The following is a 15,775-nucleotide window of genomic DNA, read 5'->3' as shown; positions in this document are numbered from 1 at the left end:
TGACCGGTCGTGGCCCTGCGTGACCGGCTCGGCTGCTACCGTGAGAGGGCGGCGCGCAAGGTGCCGCGTTTTCACAGGGAGGACGATCATGACAAGAGCGACAAGTACACTGGCCGCATTGGCCATGGGCGCGGCCGTCATGGCCAGTGCCCAGGAGGCGCCGTTTGGCGCCGAGGACGATATCGACTATGCCGCACAGCTCTGGGAGGCCATGGCCGATGCCGGTCTGGTTGGTGACGGCGCCGTGCTGGCCGCGCCCTACGAGGGGGTGGAGCCGCACGGGCTGATGCTGGAGACCTTCTACACCACGACCGAGATCGACGGTCACGAGGGCGCGCTGGTGGTCAAGCGCAACTATGGTCCTGCCGGTGTCACTGCGGACGAGGTGCTGGCCGACCCGGCCGGTCACCTTGCGGCGGTCACCGTGATGTTCCAGCGTGAAGAAGGGTATGACGCGGAAACCCGCGACTGGTTCTACGCCAAGTACCTGCCCGACGGGACGCTCGACCGAAACCCCAAGGACATGGCATTGGCCGGTCTCGTGGGCAAGAATGCGGATGCGGGCTGCATCGCCTGCCATGCGGGCGCGGCGCCGGATTACCTGTTCACGACGGATGCCATGTTGCCCGGCATGCGCTAGGCCGCGGCAATCTGGCGGACGATTCGGCGCTTCGCCGCGCTATACTGGGCGCAGCCTTGACCGAGGATGCCGCCATGACCGACCGCCCGGAACGCTACGCCCCCGCCCAGATTGCCCTGCACTGGGGCATCCTCGTGCTGTTCGCGCTCAACGTGCTGATCGGGGACGGCATGGAAGAGGCGCTGCGGCTGCGCCTCGACGGGGCCCTGCCGGCGGGGCTGTCGGCGCGGGTGCATCCGCCGGTGGGCGTGGTGGTGCTGCTGCTGACGCTGATCCGGATCGGGCTGCGTTGGCAGAACGGGGCGCCGGCGCTGCCCGAAACCGTGCCTCCGCTGATGGCCCGGGCCTCGCACTGGATGCACATGGCGCTCTACGCCCTGCTGATCGCGATCCCGTTGACCGGCATGATGGCCTGGGGCGGCGGCCTCCGCGCTGCCGGCGAGGTGCACGAGGCCCTGATCACCGCGACCCTGATCCTTGTCGCCGGCCACGCCGCGGCGGCGCTGGTGCATCACTTCGTCTTGAAGGACGGCCTGCTGCGCCGGATGAGCCCGCGGGGGTGAGGCCCGAAGCGCCTCATCATTTCATCGGATAGCGCTTGCCATTGACCGAGGTGCCGCTCTTGTAGATCAGCGCCGGCTTTGCATCCTGCGGGCGTTTGTCGAAATAGAAGACGATCTTCTTTCCGGTGCGCGTGTCGAGTATTTCGACATTGCCATTGGAAAAGACCCGAAAGGTGCCTTTTTCCGAGCTGGAGCGATGCTTGAATTCGAAGGTGCCATCGCTCCGGAAAATGCCGACGCTGCCTGCCTCGAAGGCAATCGGGCCTTGTGACAGCAGCGTGGCCACCTGTTGACCCCCGAGTTTTTCGGCATGGGCGGCTGTCGCGCCGATGAGCAGGGTGACGGTCAAAAGAAATTTCCGCATTTGAACACTCCATTCGATCTGAATGGCTCGGAGATTTAACCGCAGCCGCGAAACGCGCAACGGAAAAAGGCCGGGGACGATCCCCCGGCCTTTCCTTTGGTCCTATGCTGCTCAGTTGCCGCTCAGTGGCCGGCGATCAGGCCCATGGATTCGAGCTTGAGTATCACCTGGTGGGCGCAGTTGTCGACATCGACATTCTCGGTGTCGACGCGCAGCTCGGGGCTTTCGGGCTCTTCATAGGGGTCCGAGATGCCCGTGAACTCCTTGATCTTGCCTTCGCGGGCCAGCTTGTAGAGCCCCTTGCGGTCGCGGCGCTCGCATTCCTCGAGCGAGGTCGAGACATGCACCTCGGCAAAGGCGCCGTATTGCTCGATCATCTCGCGCACGGCGCGGCGGGTCGCGGTATAGGGCGCGATGGGCGCGCAGATCGCGATGCCGCCGTTCTTGGTGATCTCGGAGGCCACGTAGCCGATGCGCTTGATGTTCAGGTCGCGGTGCTCTTTCGAGAAGCCCAGCTCCGACGACAGGTGCTTGCGGACCACGTCGCCGTCGAGCAGCGTCACCGGGCGGCCGCCCATCTCCATCAGCTTGACCATGAGCGCGTTGGCGATGGTCGACTTGCCCGAGCCGGACAGGCCGGTGAAGAACACGGTGAAGCCCTGCTTGGCGCGCGGCGGCTTGGTCTTGCGCAGCTCGTTGACCACCTCGGGGAAGGAGAACCAGTCGGGGATTTCCAGCCCCTCGGACAGGCGGCGGCGCAGCTCGGTGCCCGAGATGTTCAGGATGGTGACGTTCTCGCGGTCGGCGATCTCGTCGGCGGGCTCGTACTGGGCGCGCTCCTGCACGTAGACCATGTGCTTGAAATCGACCATCTCGACGCCGATCTCGGACTGGTACTCGCGGAACATGTCCTGCGCGTCATAGGGGCCGTAGAAATCCTCGCCCTGGCTGTTCTTGCCGGGGCCGGCATGGTCGCGGCCGACGATGAAGTGGGTGCAGCCATGGTTGGCGCGGATCAGCCCGTGCCAGACGGCCTCGCGCGGGCCGGCCATGCGCATCGCCAGCGGCAGCAGCGACATGGTGGTGGTCGATTGCGGGTACTTGTCCAGCACCGCCTCGTAGCAGCGCACGCGGGTGAAATGGTCGACATCGCCCGGCTTGGTCATGCCCACGACGGGGTGGATCAGCAGGTTGGCCTGGGCCTCTTTCGCGGCGCGGAAGGTCAGTTCCTGGTGCGCGCGGTGCAGCGGGTTGCGGGTCTGGAAGGCGACGACCTTGCGCCAGCCCAGCTTGCGGAAATAGGCGCGCAGCTCGTTCGGCGTGTCGCGGCGGCTGCGGAAGTCATAGTGCACGGGTTGCTGGATGCCGGTGACCGGTCCGCCCAGATAGACCTCGCCCGCGGTGTTGTGCAGGTAATAGACCGCCGGGTGCGCCTGGTCGTCGGCGCCAAAGACCTTCTCGGCTTCGCGCGACTTGTTCGGCACCCATTTGTCGGTGACCGTCATGGTGGCGAGGATCACGCCCTCGGCATCGCGCAGCGCGATGTCCTGGCCCAGCTCGATCTTGTCGGCGAAGGCCTGGCTGACATCCAGCGTGATCGGCATCGGCCAGAGCGACCCGTCCGACAGACGCATGTCGGAAACGACGCTGTCATAGTCCTTTTCGCTCAGGAAGCCCTTGAGCGGGTTGAAGCCGCCATTCATCAGCAGCTCCAGGTCGCAGACCTGGCGCGGGGTCAGGTCATGGCTGGTCAGCTCGCCGGCCTCGACCTTCAGTTTCTGCGCGCTGTCATACGAGACATAGAGCTCGGGAATGGGCGCCAGGTTGTTCTGCATGAATTTACTCCTGTACTTCAAAGGGACAAGACCGCTGCCCACGCCGGTCAGCTCGGCATGCAGCGCGTCGTATTCTGCGAGTTTGCGGGCCAGGAACCGGTCGATGAGCCGGTTCTTCGTGACGGCGCCGCGGGCGGTCAGCGCATAGCCGTAGCGCTGCCGCCGGTCGGGGCCGTCCCGTTCGGTGACCTTGACGAAGCCGTGATCCGCGGCGGTGCGCAGATAGGCGTTGAGCCGTCCCAGCGAGATCCCGAGCGCCTTCGCCGTGACCCTCTGGGACACGTCGGGCGTCTCGTCGAGCTGACGCAGCAGGCGGAACAGCTGGTCTTCGTCGATCTGCGGAGGGAGGGAGGGGGCGGGGGTCATCATGCGGCGGCGTCAAAGTGTGTTCAGTGCTGAACGCATCGCACGGGACGTCGCGGAAGGAAAGTCGGAGTTTGCGAAGGGCGGGGATTTCCGCCACTGTGACCGGCCTGCCACGGTTTTGAGCCCCGCCCGCCGCGAATGGTGGCGGACAGGATGCCGGTCGTGATCCGGGGCGGGTTCTTGGCGCAAGGATCTTGCGCCGGGCCATGGTGCCCGCCGCGAGGCTCGGCGGCGCCCCGGCCCGGATGGCGCGACTCAGTCGCGCCGGTGCAGCCGGATCGGCAAGCCGCCGCGCGGTTTCGGGATCGGCAGGCGCTGCCACTGGACCGGGCGCTTGGTCGCGAGGCGCACCCGGTGGCGCGAGAGCAGGGCGCGGACATAGGATTTCACCTGCATCACCGAGAAATGCAGCCCGAGGCATTTATGCGCGCCGCCGCCGAAGGGCGCATAGGCGAAGCGGTGGGACAGGTGCTCGGCCCGGTCGGGGGCGAAGCGGTTGGGATCGAAGCGCAGTGGGTCGGGGAAATGGGCCGGGTCCAGCATCACCGTGCCGGGCATGGCAGTGACATGGGTGCCGGCGGGGATCCAGGTGCCCTGCCAGTCGAAGCCGCGCAGCGCGAGCCGTGGGATGAAGGGCACCGGGGCCATCAGGCGCATGGTCTCGTTGAAGACCCGCTCGGTCAGCGGCATGGCGCCCAGCATGTCCGGCGTCAGCGGCCCGTTACCGGTGGCGCGCACCTCGCGGGCCAGCGCCTCCTGCCAGTCGGGATGCAGGGCCAGGTACCATGTCAGCGCGCTCAGCGCCGAGGCGGTGGTGTCATGCGCGGCCATCATGAGGAAGTTGAAATGGTCGACGATCTCGTCATCGCTCCAGCCGCGCCCGTCCTCGTCGCGGGCGCGGCACATGCGGCTGAAGAAATCCGCGCCATCCCCGGCGCGGCGGTCGTCGATCATTTCGCGGAACCGGGCGGTCAGCCGGGCGCGGGCCGTCACGCCGCGCCGGTAGCGGGTGAAGGGCAGGGGCTTGCGGATCACGGTCAGCCCGGCGGCGATCTCGTCGGATAACGCGCGGTTCAACTTGGGCGCTTCGGGGCTGTCCACGGGCAGGCCCATGAAGACATGCGCGCCGAGGCGCAGCGTCAGGTCCTTGAGCGCGGGGTAGAGGCGCAGCGGCCGGTCCAGGGGCCAGCGCGCCACCTGCGCGGCCATGGCCGGCGCGGTTATCGCCAGGTAGCTGTCCAGCGCCGGCTTGCGGAAGGCCGCCGTCATGATCCGGCGATGCGTGCGGTGATCGTCGAAATCGCGCAGGAACAGCCCGCCGGGAAAGAGATCGGCCACCGTGTCCCAGCCGCCCGCGCCGGAAAAGATCCGGTCGGGGTCGGTCAGGATGTATTCCGTTCCCGCCGCCGAGGCGAGGCAGACGCGCCAGCGCCCGAACATCGAAATGCGGTAGATCTCGCCATAGGCGTCGATGCAACCCATGTGCAGCCCATAGGCGTCGCGGATCAGGTCCAGCGTGTTGCCGATCAGCGGCGTCTGGGCGGGGGCGGGGATGTGGGACAGGTCCTTGGGCATGGCAGACTCCGGGCGGGAAAGACCGGCGCACTATGCCGCCGGCCTGCCTGCCGTTGCCGCCGGCCCGGTCGTGGCGCGCGGCCCGTTAACGGGGGCGCGCCACGGGGCGTCAATGCGTGGCGTCGACCGGGGCGCCGTAACCCAGCGGCTCGGTCACGTCCTTGCCGGAATCCTCGCCCTGCTCGGCCAGCCAGCGCTCGGCTTCGAGCGCGGCCATGCAGCCCATCCCGGCCGAGGTCACCGCCTGCCGGTACTTGTGGTCGGTCAGGTCGCCCGCGGCAAAGACCCCGGGGATCGAGGTCGCGGTGGAATCGGGCTGGGTGACCACGTAGCCGCCCATATGCGTCTCGAGCTTGTCCTTGACCAGCTCGTTGGCCGGCGCATGGCCGATCGCCACGAAGACCCCGGCACAGGGGATCTCGGTGATCTCGCCGGTCTCGACATGACGCACGCGCACGCCGGTCACGCCCTTGGGATTGTCCTCGCCGACCACCTCTTCCAGCTGGTGGAACCACAGCGTCTCGATCTTGTCGTGCTTGAACAGCCGGTTCTGCAGGATCTTCTCGGCGCGCAGCTCGTCGCGGCGGTGGATCAGCGTCACCTTCGAGGCGAAGTTGGTCAGGAACAGCGCCTCTTCCACGGCCGTGTTGCCGCCGCCGATCACCACGATCTCCTTGCCGCGGTAGAAGAAGCCGTCACAGGTGGCGCAGGCCGAGACGCCGAACCCCTTGAACGCCTCTTCCGAGGGCAGGCCCAGCCACTTGGCGCGCGCGCCGGTGGCCAGGATGACGGCGTCGGCGGTGTAGACGGTGCCCGAGTCGCCATGTGCCGTGAAGGGCCGGTTGTCCAGGTCCAGCCTGTTGATGATGTCGCCCACGATCTCGGTGCCGACGGCGCGTGCATGGGCCTCCATGCGCACCATCAGGTCGGGGCCCTGCACCTCGGTATCGCCGGGCCAGTTCTCGACCTCGGTCGTGGTGGTCAGCTGGCCGCCGGGCTCCAGCCCCTGCACGAGGATCGGCTCCAGCATGGCGCGGCTGGCATAGACCGCGGCGGTATAGCCGGCCGGGCCGGAGCCGATGATCAGGACCTTGGTGTGACGGGTATCGGACATGGGGTCAGCTCCTTTTGCGCCGGATCGAAGGCTGATATAGACCTTGGGCAGCAGCGGCGAAAGGGGGCCACGGGTCGCGGCCCGTGCCCGCGCGCCCGGCCGGAAAATTCCGAAACGGCAAAAGAATCTTGCGCAATTGGGAAACATTATTGCGCATCCCCGCGGTGGTGTTATAACAATCGCGAAATTCGCGGAGGGAAAGATGCCGTCGCACCGGCTTGATCCGATCGATCGCAAGATATTGAGCGAGCTGCAGGCCGACGGCCGCATGACCAATGTGGAACTGGCGCGCCGGGTCGGCATCTCGGCCCCGCCCTGTCTGCGGCGCGTGCGCGTGCTGGAGGAACAGGGCTTCATCCGCGGCTATCATGCCGAGGTGGACGCGCGCGAGCTGGGCTTCGAGGTGCAGGTCTTCGTCATGGTCGGGCTGCAGAGCCAGGCCGAGGCGGACCTGCGCGCCTTCGAGGAGCTGTGCAAGGGCTGGTCGCTGGTGCGCGAGTGCCACATGCTGAACGGCGAGGTCGATTTCCTGCTGAAATGCGTCTCGCCCGACCTGTCCACCTTCCAGAGCTTCCTGACCGCGCAGCTGGTCAGCGCCGCGAACGTGGCCAGCGTGAAGACCTCGCTGGTGATCCGCGACGCCAAGGACGAGCCCGGCGTGCCATTCGACATCCTCGAAGAGCGGCTGAACCGCAGCGCCTGAGCGCTGCGACCGGCACGGTCAGGTGTCGAGCAGGCTGTCGATCGCTTCGCGCGTGGTGCGGGTCAGCGAGACCTGGCCGAAATCGTCCAGCCCGCCCAGGTTGGGAAAGAGCGACAGGAACAGCGCGCGCATGTTCTGCCCCAGCATCTGGCTGGCGGTCTTGCCGGGGTGATAGGTCTCGAACTCGACCCCGCCGATCGACAGCACCGTGTGCCGGGGCACCATCAGGTGATAAAGCTGCACCGTGCCGGCTGGCGTCACCTCGACGAACCGGTCGCCATCGGCATAGTCGGCCACCGGCGCCAGCACCCGGTCCTGCCCGATCAGCGTCTTGAGCCGGTCATGGCGCACCACCCGCCGCGCGGCCGGGCCCAGCAGGATGTCCATCGGCGGCCGGCCCGGCCCGCAGGCATCGGCGGTGACGCGGGTCAGTTTCGACAGGCTGGTGGTCTGCGGATCCTGCCCGGGCAGGTAGGTGGTGGAGCCGATCCAGGTGATCGGCTCGGTGCCGCTGGCGGTCTGGATGTAGTCGCCGGGCAGCAGGTCCTCGACCGCGACGGCGCCGCGCACGGTCTGGATCAGCGTGCCGCGGGCAAAGGCAGTGGCGCATTCCTCGAAGAGCGGCGTGGCCGGGGCGACATGTTGCTTGAACGAGACGGTGAGATCCGGAAGCAGAGCGGCGACCTCGTATTTGCGCATGAGAGAGGGTGCGCGGCGAGGTCGCCCGTCCGACGGCAAGACGCGCCGCGTGGGCTGCGGGAGAGAGAGCGCGTGCTGCGTTTCTGCAAGGTCGCGATGGAGACTCGACATGTGATCACCCCTTGGGTTGGTCACATCCGTGCTGGCCCCCACCAACAACGACAGAAGGACTGTTACTCTTACCGGATGGCGCGGGCGCTTCGGCCCGTGCGCTGATCTCGGTTTAGACCCAATGCGGGAGGCGCGTCAAAATTGGCGCCGGTCTGGCCATGTGTGGCGGATCAATACTGTCGGGAAAGGCGGGATTGTCGAAAAAGTGGCGACGTCTTCGCCACAATTCGGCGCGGGACCGCGCCGAATCGGATCTCGGGGGCGGGCGTCGGCCCGGATCAGGCGCGCTTGAGCTGCGGGGCCGGGGCGCGACGCCGCGCGATCATGGTGCTGCGCGGCGTGCCGCGTTCCCAGGGCATGCGGGTGTCGCAGGTGCGGGCGGTCTCGATGATCGACTTGATGAAGCGGCGCTGCGGTTTCATGGCGATGGCTCCTTGCCTGTGTTGTCGCTGTTCTGGAAACAACGATGGCGGCCAATTCGGGCAAGCCTGTGGCAAGATCGGGATAATACCGGGGAGGCGGCGGCATTGTTTCCGCAGGCCGCGCGGGCCGCGCCGGTCAGATCCGGATGGTCGAGATCAGCCGGCCGTAATCGGCCTCTTTCGCATGGGTCGCGCGGCGGTAGGAATAGAAGCGCGCGGCGTCGGAATAGGTGCAATGCCGCGTCCATTCCGCCTCGACCCCGGCCTGCCGCAGCCGGTGCAGCCCGTAGGCCGGCAGATCAAAAAGCAGACGGTCGCCCTCGCCGCCGATGAAGAACCGCGCGTTGACCGGGTCCTCCATCAGGAAATCCTCGAAGAACTCGGGCCCGACCTCGTAGGCGGCCTGGCTGATCGTGGGGCCGATCACCGCGCGGATCCGCTCGGTCCGTGCGCCGAGGGCGACCATCGCCTCGATCGTGGCCTCGAGCACGCCGTCGCGCGCGCCACGCCAGCCGGCATGGGCGGCCCCGATCACCCCGGCCTCGGCATCGGCAAAAAGGACGGGCTGGCAATCGGCGGTCAGCACCGCCAGCGCCAGCCCCGGGGTCGCGGTGGCCAGCGCGTCGACCCGCGGGCGCGGATCGTGCAGCGGGCCCGTCACGGTGACGACCTCGGCCGAATGCACCTGGTTGACGGTCACCAGCTCGCGCGGGGTGACCTGCATCGCCTCGGCCACGCGGCCGCGGTTGATGGCGACGATCTCGGACTGGTCGGAGGAGCCCGCGCCGCAGTTCAGCCCGGCAAAGATGCCCGAGGATGCGCCGCCGCGCCGGGTGAAGAACCCGTGCCGGAACGGCGTCAGCGAGGGCGCGGTGATGATCTCGAGCGTCATGGCTCCAATCCGGGTGGCGGCGACCCTCTCTCCGGGTAGAGGGCGAGTGTCTTGAACAGTGACCCCATTTCGGACGGGTGCGTCAACCGGCGATGTGCGGCGATATGGGCGTCGAGCGCGGCGCCCGTCAGGCCGCGGGCCAGCGCCTGGGCGCGGGCGGTGATGCCCAGCCGTTCGAGGAACACGCCCTGCGGGGTGATCCGGCTGTGCCGGGCGGGCGCGGCGGCCCCGGCCAGCGCCTCGAAATCCACATGCGCGGTCAGGTCGGCCTGCCCGGGCGCGGCGAAAGGGTCGGCGGGCGCATGGCCCGAGAGGGCCTGCAACGTGTCGCCAAGGCTGCGCCAGTCGCCGTAATCGGTGATCAGCGCGGCGCCGCCATGCGCGGCGATGCGCCGGCCGATCTCGGCCATGATGGCGGCGGCGGGGGCGCAGGTCTCGACGATGTCGCCCTCTTCGGTATCCTCCAGCCGGTGGGCCAGCGCCGCCTGCGCGGCCGGATCGGCCAGCCCCAGCACCAGCCGGCCCTCTTCCAGCCCGACCACCCGTTCGCGCCAGGCCGCGCCGCTGCGTTGGAACTGGCGGATCGGCAGGGCGTCGAAGAACTCGTTGGCGACCAGCAGCAGCGGTGCCTCGGGCAGGGTGGCGACGCTGTCATGCCATGTCGGATCAAGGCCGCCCAGCCGCTCGGCCTGCGCGGCGCGCAGGGTGGGCGAGGTCTCGACCAGATGCAGTTCCAGCGCGTCGTGGAAGCCGGGCACGCCGCGCGTGGCGCGCAGCGCGTCGGCCATCAGCGTGCCGCGCCCCGGGCCCAGCTCGGCCAGGGTGACCGGCGCGGGGGCGCCCTGATCCAGCCAGGCCTGCGCCAGCGCGAGCCCCGTCAGTTCGCCATACATCTGGCTGATCTCGGGCGCGGTGGTGAAATCGCCCGCGGCGCCCAGCGGATCGCGGGTGCTGTAATAGCCATGGTCGGGATGCATCAGGCAGGCTGCCATGTAGTCCGACAGCGGCATGGGCCCGGAGGCGGCGATCTGGCGGGTAAGAATCGAGGCGAGCGGCGTCATCGCCCGTGTGGTGCCGCCTGCGGGTGCGGATGGCAAGGGTTCAGGCCCGGCCGGGGTCGCGGTGGCGCTGCCGCGCCCAGGCCACCACCAGCAGCCCGCCCGCGATCATCGGCAGGGTCAGCAGCTGGCCCATGGTCAGCCCGATCCCGTCCACGTGCAGCGCAAGGCCCAGCGGGTTGTCCGGCCCCACGAACTGGGCGTCGGGCTGGCGGAAGAACTCGACGATGAAGCGCCCGATCCCGTAGCCGGCAAAGAAGATGCCCGCGATCAGCCCCGGCGATTTGAGTGCGCCGCGCCGCACCAGCCAGAGGATCACGAGGCCGAGGATCAGCCCTTCGAGCGCGGCCTCGTAGAGCTGCGAGGGGTGGCGCGCGCAGAGCATGCCGGCGGGCTGGCCGCAGGCCTGCGCCAGCTGGCCGGGAAAGATCACCGCCCAGGGCAGGTCCGACGGGCGACCCCAGAGCTCGGCATTGACGAAATTGGCCAGCCTTCCCAGCAGCAGCCCCGGCGGGGTGGCCAGCGCCAGCATGTCGGCGCAGGAGGCCGGCGGAATCCGCTGGGTGCGGCAGAACAGCCAGACGGCGGCCACCACGCCCAGCAGCCCGCCATGAAAGGCCATGCCGCCCTGCCAGATCATCGGGATCTCCCAGGGGTGGGACAGGTAGTAGCCGGGCATGTAGAACAGCACGAAGCCCAGCCGCCCGCCAAGGATGATGCCGAGGATCACCCAGGTCAGCAGGTCCTCGACCTGCTTGGCGCTCATGGGCGCGCTGTCGCCGGGCCACAGACCGGGGCGCCGGATCGCCGCCAGCGCCAGGCGCCAGCCGATCAGGATGCCGGCGATATAGGCCAGCGCGTACCAGCGCAGCGCGAACTCGATCCCGAACAGGCTGATCGAGAAGACCTCGGAGGAGAGGGGCGGAAAGGGGATGGCGGCCAACATGCGTCCTGTTGCCTCTGGCGGGTCGGGGAAGTCAACCTTGTGGGGCGGGTGTCATCGCACCATATAGTGAGGAAACGCAACGGCGGAGTGACCCATGCAGACGCGCAACAAGGTATTCGACGACATCTCGCAGCTGATGACCAACGCCATGGGCGTGGCGCAGGGCGCACGGGAAGAGGCCGAGACGGCCATGAAGGGCATGGTCGATCGCTGGCTGGCCGATCGCGACTTCGTCACCCGCGAGGAGTTCGACGCGGTGCGCGCCATGGCGCAGAAGGCCCGCGAGGAGAACGAGGCGCTGAAGGCAAGGATCGCGGCGCTGGAAGAGAAGTGAGGTCTGGCGGGACGGCGCTCGTTCTGGCGAACATCGCCCCGCCCACCATCCCCGGCCCGCGCGCCCGTGACCCCCGTGGCGCCCCGGGCCCGGCCGACATGAAAACCCCCGGATGGCCTGCGCCTCCGGGGGTTTTTGGTTCCTGAGGGTCCGAAAGGTCTTAGTGGGCGACCGCGGTCTTGCGCGGCACGCAATCGAGATGGCCGTCCACATAGGTCAGCCGCTTGGTCACGTCCTTGCAGCGGATATGGCCGTAATGCCCCTTGGAATAGGGCGTGTAGGGCGTGTAGCACAGGTGCTTGTCGCAGGCCGTGTCATGCACGCTGTAGCCCCAGCGTTGATAGTGCTTCTTCTTGTGATGGTCCGCCGCGCCTGCAACCGTCGAGGCGGCCAGGGCAAAGGCGCCGATGGCGGCAATATTCAGAAGTTTCATAATCGTCCTCCGGTGTGAAATGTGTCGCAAGCTTAGCAGATTCGATTTTGCGCGATGCCCCGTTTTTCCCTTGAAACGCGCTTACTTGTCCCGTTCCCGGAAACCGTGAGCGGCTTGCGGAAGGGCACGGCCAAGGCACGGGCCGTTTGACAAGCCCCGTGCCCCCGGGCCTAAGGTCGCGCCAGCATGTGGGAGGATGGACGTGTTTCTTGGCCTGGACCTTGGGACCTCGGGGCTGCGCGCGCTGCTGGTCGATGAAGACGGCGCGCCGGTGGCGAGCGTGTCGGAGAGCTGCGCCGTCGCGCATCCCGCCCCGGGCTGGAGCGAGCAGGATCCGGCAGAGTGGGTCGCGGCGCTTGATCGCGCCATGGCGGCCCTGTGTGCCGAGCGCGGCGCGGCCATGGCGCGGGTCCGCGCGATCGGTGTCTCGGGGCACATGCATGGCGCCGTCTGCCTTGATGCCGCGGGCGGTGTGCTGCGACCCTGCATCCTGTGGAACGACACGCGCAGTTTCGCCGAGGCGGCCGAGCTGGACGCGACCGAAGGCGTGCGCGGGCTGTCGGGCAATATCGTCTTTCCCGGTTTCACCGCGCCCAAGCTGCTCTGGATGCAGCGCCACGAGCCCGAGGCCTTCGACCGGGTGGCCAAGGTGCTGCTGCCGGCGGGCTACATGAATTTCCACCTGACGGGGGCGTATTTCGCCGACATGTCCGACAGCGCGGGCACCGCCTGGCTGGACGTGGGCGCGCGGGGCTGGTCGGACCGGCTGCTGACGGCAGGTGCGATGCGCCCCGACCAGATGCCGGCGCTGGTCGAGGGCTGCGAGGCCGGTGGCACGCTGCGCCCGGAGCTGGCCGAGCGCTGGGGCATGACGCGCGACGTGATCGTGGTCGGCGGCGCCGGGGACAACGCGGCCGCGGCCTGCGGCGTCGGCGCGCTGCGCGAGGGGGCGGGATTCGTCTCGCTGGGCACGTCGGGCGTGCTGCTGACCGGGCGCGATGGCTATGCGCCGCGGCCCGACAGCGCGGTGCACACCTTCTGCCACGCGGTGCCGGGGCAATGGTACCAGATGGGGGTGATCCTGGCCGCGACGGACAGCCTGAACTGGCTGTCGCGGATCACCGGGGTCACGCCGGCCGCGCTGTCGCAGGAACTGGGAGAAACCATCGACGGGCCCGGGCGGCTGCGCTTCCTGCCCTATCTCTCGGGCGAGCGGACGCCGCACAATGACAGTCACGTGCGCGGAGCCTTCTTGAACCTCGACGTGGGCACCGACCGGGCCGCCATGACGCAGGCGGTGATGGAGGGCGTGGCATTTGCCATGCGTGACTGTGCCGAGGCGATCGGCAGCACCGGTGTTGCGCTGAACAGCCTGCTGGCCATCGGCGGCGGCGCGGCCTCGCGCTACTGGGTCGAGACCATCGCCACCGAGCTGGGCCTGCCGCTGGACCTGCCCGAGGCAGGTGATTTCGGCGCGGCGCTGGGCGCGGCGCGGCTGGCCATGGTGGGCGCCGGGGTGGGATCCCCGGACGAGATCATGACCCGGCCGGGCGTGGCCCAGACGATCGAGCCGCGCGCCGAGCTGGCGGGCGCCTATGACGAGGCATGGCGCGCCTATCGCGCCACCTATCCGGCCGTGAGGGAGGTGACATGAGCACGGGATTTTTCGACGGAATCGACCGGGTCCGCTACGAGGGGCCGGACAGCGACAGCCCGCTGGCCTATCGGCATTACGACCCGGACGAGATCGTCATGGGCAAGCGGATGGAGGACCACCTGCGCTTTGCCGTGGCTTGGTGGCATTCCTTTGCCTGGGAAGGGGGCGACCCGTTCGGCGGCCCCACCTTCGAGCGGCCCTGGCACCCGCAGGACGACATGGGCCGTGCCAGGATGAAGGCGGACGTGGCCTTCGAGATGTTCGAGATCCTCGGCCAGCCCTTCTATTGCTGGCACGATGTCGATCTGCGCCCCGAACAGGGCAATTTCGCCGACAACCTCTCGACGCTGGAGGAGATTACCGACTACCTCGGCGAGAAGATGCAGGGCACCGGCACAAGGCTGCTCTGGGGCACCGCCAACATGTTCTCGCATCGGCGCTGGATGTCGGGCGCGGCGACCAACCCGGACCCGGATGTCTTTGCCTTCGCCGCCGCCACGGTGAAGGGCTGCATGGACGCCACGCACAAATTGGGCGGGCAGAACTACGTGCTCTGGGGCGGGCGCGAGGGCTACGAGACGCTGCTCAACACCGACATGGGCGCCGAGATGGACCACATGGGCCGGTTCCTGTCCATGGTGGTCGAGTACAAGCACAAGATCGGCTTTGACGGCACGATCCTGGTCGAGCCCAAGCCGCAGGAGCCCTCCAAGCACCAGTATGATTTCGACGTGGCCACCTGCATCGGCTTCCTGCGCAAATACGGGCTGGAGGGCGAGGTGAAGCTGAACATCGAGCAGGGCCACGCGATCCTGGCCGGGCACAGCTTCGAGCACGAGCTGGCGCTGGCGGCGGCCGAGGGGATGCTGGGCTCGATCGACATGAACCGCAATGACTACCAGTCGGGATGGGATACCGACCAGTTTCCCAACAACGTGCCCGAGGTGGCGCTGGCCTATTACCACGTGCTGAAGGCGGGCGGCTTCACCACGGGCGGCACGAATTTCGACGCCAAGCTGCGGCGCCAGTCGCTGGACGCGGAGGACCTGATCGCCGCGCATGTGGGCGCGATGGATGTCTGCGCCCGCGGGCTGAAGGCCGCCGCGGCCATGCTGGAGGATGGCGGGCTGGAGGCGGCGCTGGCCGAGCGCTATGCCGGCTGGCAGCGGCCAGAGGCGCAGGCCATGCTGGACAGCGACCTGGCCGCGATCCAGGCGCGCGTGCTGGACGAGGGCATCAACCCCGCGCCACGCTCGGGCCGGCAGGAACGGCTGGAGAACTACGTGAACCGCTTCGTCTGAGGCGGACTTGCGCGGGGCCTAGCGGTCCCGCGCGGGGATCAGCTGTTGCGCGATCCCGGCCAGCAGCAGGTAGACCGAGCTGGCCACAAGCCCCCAGATCGCCCAGCTTTGCGGGTGGAACTCGACCCAGGCCGCCCAGCCGGCAAAGCAGGTCCAGGCCAGCGCCACCGGCAGCGACACCGCGCGCCAGCGCATCGTGCGCACCGGGTGGATGAATTTCAGCGGCAGGAACATCGCCACGGCCAGCACCGCGACCAGCGCAAGGATCACCCAGAAATCCGGCTTGACCGCGAACAGGACCACCACGGCCATGTTCCAGCAGCCCGGGAAGCCGTGGAAGGAATTGTCCGAGGTCTTCATCCGGCAATCGGCGAAATACATCGCGCTGGCAAAGGTGATCAGGATGATCGCCAGCCAGCCGGTCCAGCCGGGCAGAAGGCCGGACTGGAACAGCGCGAAGGCCGGGATGAACACGTAGGTCAGGTAGTCGATGATCAGGTCCAGCAGCACCCCGTCGAAGCGCGGCGCGTTGGTCTTGACGTCGTATTTGCGCGCCAGCGGCCCGTCGATCCCGTCCACGGCAAAGGCCACGACCAGCCAGAGGAACATGATCGGCCAGTTCTCCTGCACCGCGGCCAGCATGGCCAGCATGGCGAAAACGGCGCCGGTGGCGGTCAGCAGGTGGACGCAGAGGGCACGGGACTGAAGTGTCATCGACCCGTCATGGACGATTTTGCCGCGCGGTGCAATTGGCGGCGCGCC

The 15,775-nt window shown here is 68.2% G+C and carries 17 protein-coding genes; 6 read left to right on the top strand and 11 right to left on the bottom strand.

Annotated elements, in window-relative coordinates:
- Positions 1 to 88 precede the first annotated feature (88 nt).
- Positions 89 to 640 carry a cytochrome P460 family protein gene (locus tag AVJ23_RS17435; protein ID WP_058863499.1) on the top strand — a complete coding sequence of 184 codons (552 nt, stop codon included), beginning with the start codon at positions 89 to 91 and terminating at the stop codon, positions 638 to 640.
- A 74-nt stretch (positions 641 to 714) separates the two neighbouring features.
- On the top strand, positions 715 to 1,203 hold the full coding sequence (locus tag AVJ23_RS17430; RefSeq protein ID WP_058863498.1) for a cytochrome b: 489 nt from the start codon (positions 715 to 717) through the stop codon (positions 1,201 to 1,203).
- Between the two features lie 16 nt (positions 1,204 to 1,219).
- On the opposite strand, the gene AVJ23_RS17425 is transcribed toward AVJ23_RS17430, so the two are convergent.
- The 4 genes from AVJ23_RS17425 to trxB all read right to left on the bottom strand — a co-directional run bounded on the left by AVJ23_RS17425 (position 1,220) and on the right by trxB (position 6,457).
- Positions 1,220 to 1,567 (bottom strand): hypothetical protein, encoded by a 348-nt coding sequence (locus AVJ23_RS17425; protein ID WP_058863497.1) that lies wholly within the window; start codon positions 1,565 to 1,567, stop codon positions 1,220 to 1,222.
- Between the two features lie 122 nt (positions 1,568 to 1,689).
- Positions 1,690 to 3,768, bottom strand: coding sequence for a bifunctional sulfate adenylyltransferase/adenylylsulfate kinase (locus AVJ23_RS17420; RefSeq protein ID WP_058863580.1), 2,079 nt, complete (start codon positions 3,766 to 3,768; stop codon positions 1,690 to 1,692).
- Between the two features lie 255 nt (positions 3,769 to 4,023).
- Entirely contained in the window at positions 4,024 to 5,343 is a 1,320-nt protein-coding gene (locus AVJ23_RS17415; protein ID WP_058863496.1) for a cytochrome P450, read from the bottom strand.
- Positions 5,344 to 5,452: 109 nt separating this feature from the next.
- Entirely contained in the window at positions 5,453 to 6,457 is a 1,005-nt protein-coding gene (gene trxB, locus AVJ23_RS17410) for a thioredoxin-disulfide reductase (protein WP_058863495.1), read from the bottom strand.
- A gap of 202 nt (positions 6,458 to 6,659) precedes the next feature.
- Here trxB and AVJ23_RS17405 point away from each other — a divergent pair, with 202 nt between their 5' ends.
- Positions 6,660 to 7,160, top strand: coding sequence for an Lrp/AsnC family transcriptional regulator (locus AVJ23_RS17405; RefSeq protein WP_058863494.1), 501 nt, complete (start codon positions 6,660 to 6,662; stop codon positions 7,158 to 7,160).
- An 18-nt stretch (positions 7,161 to 7,178) separates the two neighbouring features.
- Here AVJ23_RS17405 and AVJ23_RS17400 read toward each other — a convergent pair whose 3' ends face one another.
- The 5 genes from AVJ23_RS17400 to lgt all read right to left on the bottom strand — a co-directional run bounded on the left by AVJ23_RS17400 (position 7,179) and on the right by lgt (position 11,288).
- Positions 7,179 to 7,859 carry a Hint domain-containing protein gene (locus AVJ23_RS17400; RefSeq protein WP_058863493.1) on the bottom strand — a complete coding sequence of 227 codons (681 nt, stop codon included), beginning with the start codon at positions 7,857 to 7,859 and terminating at the stop codon, positions 7,179 to 7,181.
- A gap of 389 nt (positions 7,860 to 8,248) precedes the next feature.
- The gene (locus tag AVJ23_RS23105; protein ID WP_169795952.1) at positions 8,249 to 8,392 is read right to left on the bottom strand and encodes a hypothetical protein; all 144 of its coding nucleotides are present in this window, start codon (positions 8,390 to 8,392) and stop codon (positions 8,249 to 8,251) included.
- A 136-nt stretch (positions 8,393 to 8,528) separates the two neighbouring features.
- Positions 8,529 to 9,284 (bottom strand): peptidoglycan editing factor PgeF, encoded by a 756-nt coding sequence (gene pgeF, locus AVJ23_RS17395; RefSeq protein WP_058863492.1) that lies wholly within the window; start codon positions 9,282 to 9,284, stop codon positions 8,529 to 8,531.
- The gene (locus AVJ23_RS17390) at positions 9,281 to 10,345 is read right to left on the bottom strand and encodes a class I SAM-dependent methyltransferase (protein ID WP_058863491.1); all 1,065 of its coding nucleotides are present in this window, start codon (positions 10,343 to 10,345) and stop codon (positions 9,281 to 9,283) included. Before AVJ23_RS17390 ends, pgeF begins: the two co-directional genes overlap by 4 nt.
- A gap of 40 nt (positions 10,346 to 10,385) precedes the next feature.
- Positions 10,386 to 11,288, bottom strand: a complete 903-nt coding sequence (lgt, locus tag AVJ23_RS17385) for a prolipoprotein diacylglyceryl transferase (RefSeq protein ID WP_058863490.1) — start codon at positions 11,286 to 11,288, stop codon at positions 10,386 to 10,388.
- A gap of 94 nt (positions 11,289 to 11,382) precedes the next feature.
- Here lgt and AVJ23_RS17380 point away from each other — a divergent pair, with 94 nt between their 5' ends.
- Positions 11,383 to 11,622, top strand: coding sequence for an accessory factor UbiK family protein (locus AVJ23_RS17380; RefSeq protein WP_058863489.1), 240 nt, complete (start codon positions 11,383 to 11,385; stop codon positions 11,620 to 11,622).
- Between the two features lie 160 nt (positions 11,623 to 11,782).
- Here the strand turns inward: AVJ23_RS17380 and AVJ23_RS17375 are convergent, their stop codons facing one another.
- Positions 11,783 to 12,055: a hypothetical protein gene (locus AVJ23_RS17375; RefSeq protein WP_058863488.1), complete on the bottom strand. Its 273-nt coding sequence runs from the start codon at positions 12,053 to 12,055 to the stop codon at positions 11,783 to 11,785.
- A gap of 202 nt (positions 12,056 to 12,257) precedes the next feature.
- On the opposite strand from AVJ23_RS17375, the gene xylB reads away from it, so the two are divergent.
- Together xylB and xylA are read left to right on the top strand one after the other, a co-directional pair.
- A complete protein-coding gene (gene xylB / locus AVJ23_RS17370) occupies positions 12,258 to 13,709 on the top strand; it encodes a xylulokinase (protein WP_058863579.1) in 1,452 nt (483 codons plus the stop codon).
- The gene (xylA, locus tag AVJ23_RS17365) at positions 13,706 to 15,013 is read left to right on the top strand and encodes a xylose isomerase (protein WP_058863487.1); all 1,308 of its coding nucleotides are present in this window, start codon (positions 13,706 to 13,708) and stop codon (positions 15,011 to 15,013) included. The genes xylB and xylA overlap by 4 nt, the downstream gene beginning before the upstream one ends.
- A gap of 18 nt (positions 15,014 to 15,031) precedes the next feature.
- Here the strand turns inward: xylA and AVJ23_RS17360 are convergent, their stop codons facing one another.
- A complete protein-coding gene (locus tag AVJ23_RS17360; protein ID WP_058863486.1) occupies positions 15,032 to 15,727 on the bottom strand; it encodes a CDP-alcohol phosphatidyltransferase family protein in 696 nt (231 codons plus the stop codon).
- Between the last annotated feature and the right edge of the window lie 48 nt (positions 15,728 to 15,775).

It is taken from the genome of Pseudoponticoccus marisrubri (genome assembly GCF_001482405.1).
GTDB lineage: Bacteria > Pseudomonadota > Alphaproteobacteria > Rhodobacterales > Rhodobacteraceae > Pseudoponticoccus > Pseudoponticoccus marisrubri.
The sequence above is the reverse complement of the archived record's forward strand: the minus strand, read 5'-3'. Positions and strand labels throughout refer to the sequence as shown.

Bases quoted from the DNA above. Each gene is read 5' to 3' on its own strand.
- AVJ23_RS17435 (WP_058863499.1), top strand. From the start codon at position 89: ATGACAAGAGCGACAAGTACACTGGCCGCATTGGCCATGGGCGCGGCC.
- AVJ23_RS17430 (WP_058863498.1), top strand. From the start codon at position 715: ATGACCGACCGCCCGGAACGCTACGCCCCCGCCCAGATTGCCCTGCAC.
- AVJ23_RS17425 (WP_058863497.1), bottom strand. From the start codon at position 1,567: ATGCGGAAATTTCTTTTGACCGTCACCCTGCTCATCGGCGCGACAGCC.
- AVJ23_RS17420 (WP_058863580.1), bottom strand. From the start codon at position 3,768: ATGACCCCCGCCCCCTCCCTCCCTCCGCAGATCGACGAAGACCAGCTG.
- AVJ23_RS17415 (WP_058863496.1), bottom strand. From the start codon at position 5,343: ATGCCCAAGGACCTGTCCCACATCCCCGCCCCCGCCCAGACGCCGCTG.
- trxB (WP_058863495.1), bottom strand. From the start codon at position 6,457: ATGTCCGATACCCGTCACACCAAGGTCCTGATCATCGGCTCCGGCCCG.
- AVJ23_RS17405 (WP_058863494.1), top strand. From the start codon at position 6,660: ATGCCGTCGCACCGGCTTGATCCGATCGATCGCAAGATATTGAGCGAG.
- AVJ23_RS17400 (WP_058863493.1), bottom strand. From the start codon at position 7,859: ATGCGCAAATACGAGGTCGCCGCTCTGCTTCCGGATCTCACCGTCTCG.
- AVJ23_RS23105 (WP_169795952.1), bottom strand. From the start codon at position 8,392: ATGAAACCGCAGCGCCGCTTCATCAAGTCGATCATCGAGACCGCCCGC.
- pgeF (WP_058863492.1), bottom strand. From the start codon at position 9,284: ATGACGCTCGAGATCATCACCGCGCCCTCGCTGACGCCGTTCCGGCAC.
- AVJ23_RS17390 (WP_058863491.1), bottom strand. From the start codon at position 10,345: ATGACGCCGCTCGCCTCGATTCTTACCCGCCAGATCGCCGCCTCCGGG.
- lgt (WP_058863490.1), bottom strand. From the start codon at position 11,288: ATGTTGGCCGCCATCCCCTTTCCGCCCCTCTCCTCCGAGGTCTTCTCG.
- AVJ23_RS17380 (WP_058863489.1), top strand. From the start codon at position 11,383: ATGCAGACGCGCAACAAGGTATTCGACGACATCTCGCAGCTGATGACC.
- AVJ23_RS17375 (WP_058863488.1), bottom strand. From the start codon at position 12,055: ATGAAACTTCTGAATATTGCCGCCATCGGCGCCTTTGCCCTGGCCGCC.
- xylA (WP_058863487.1), top strand. From the start codon at position 13,706: ATGAGCACGGGATTTTTCGACGGAATCGACCGGGTCCGCTACGAGGGG.
- AVJ23_RS17360 (WP_058863486.1), bottom strand. From the start codon at position 15,727: ATGACACTTCAGTCCCGTGCCCTCTGCGTCCACCTGCTGACCGCCACC.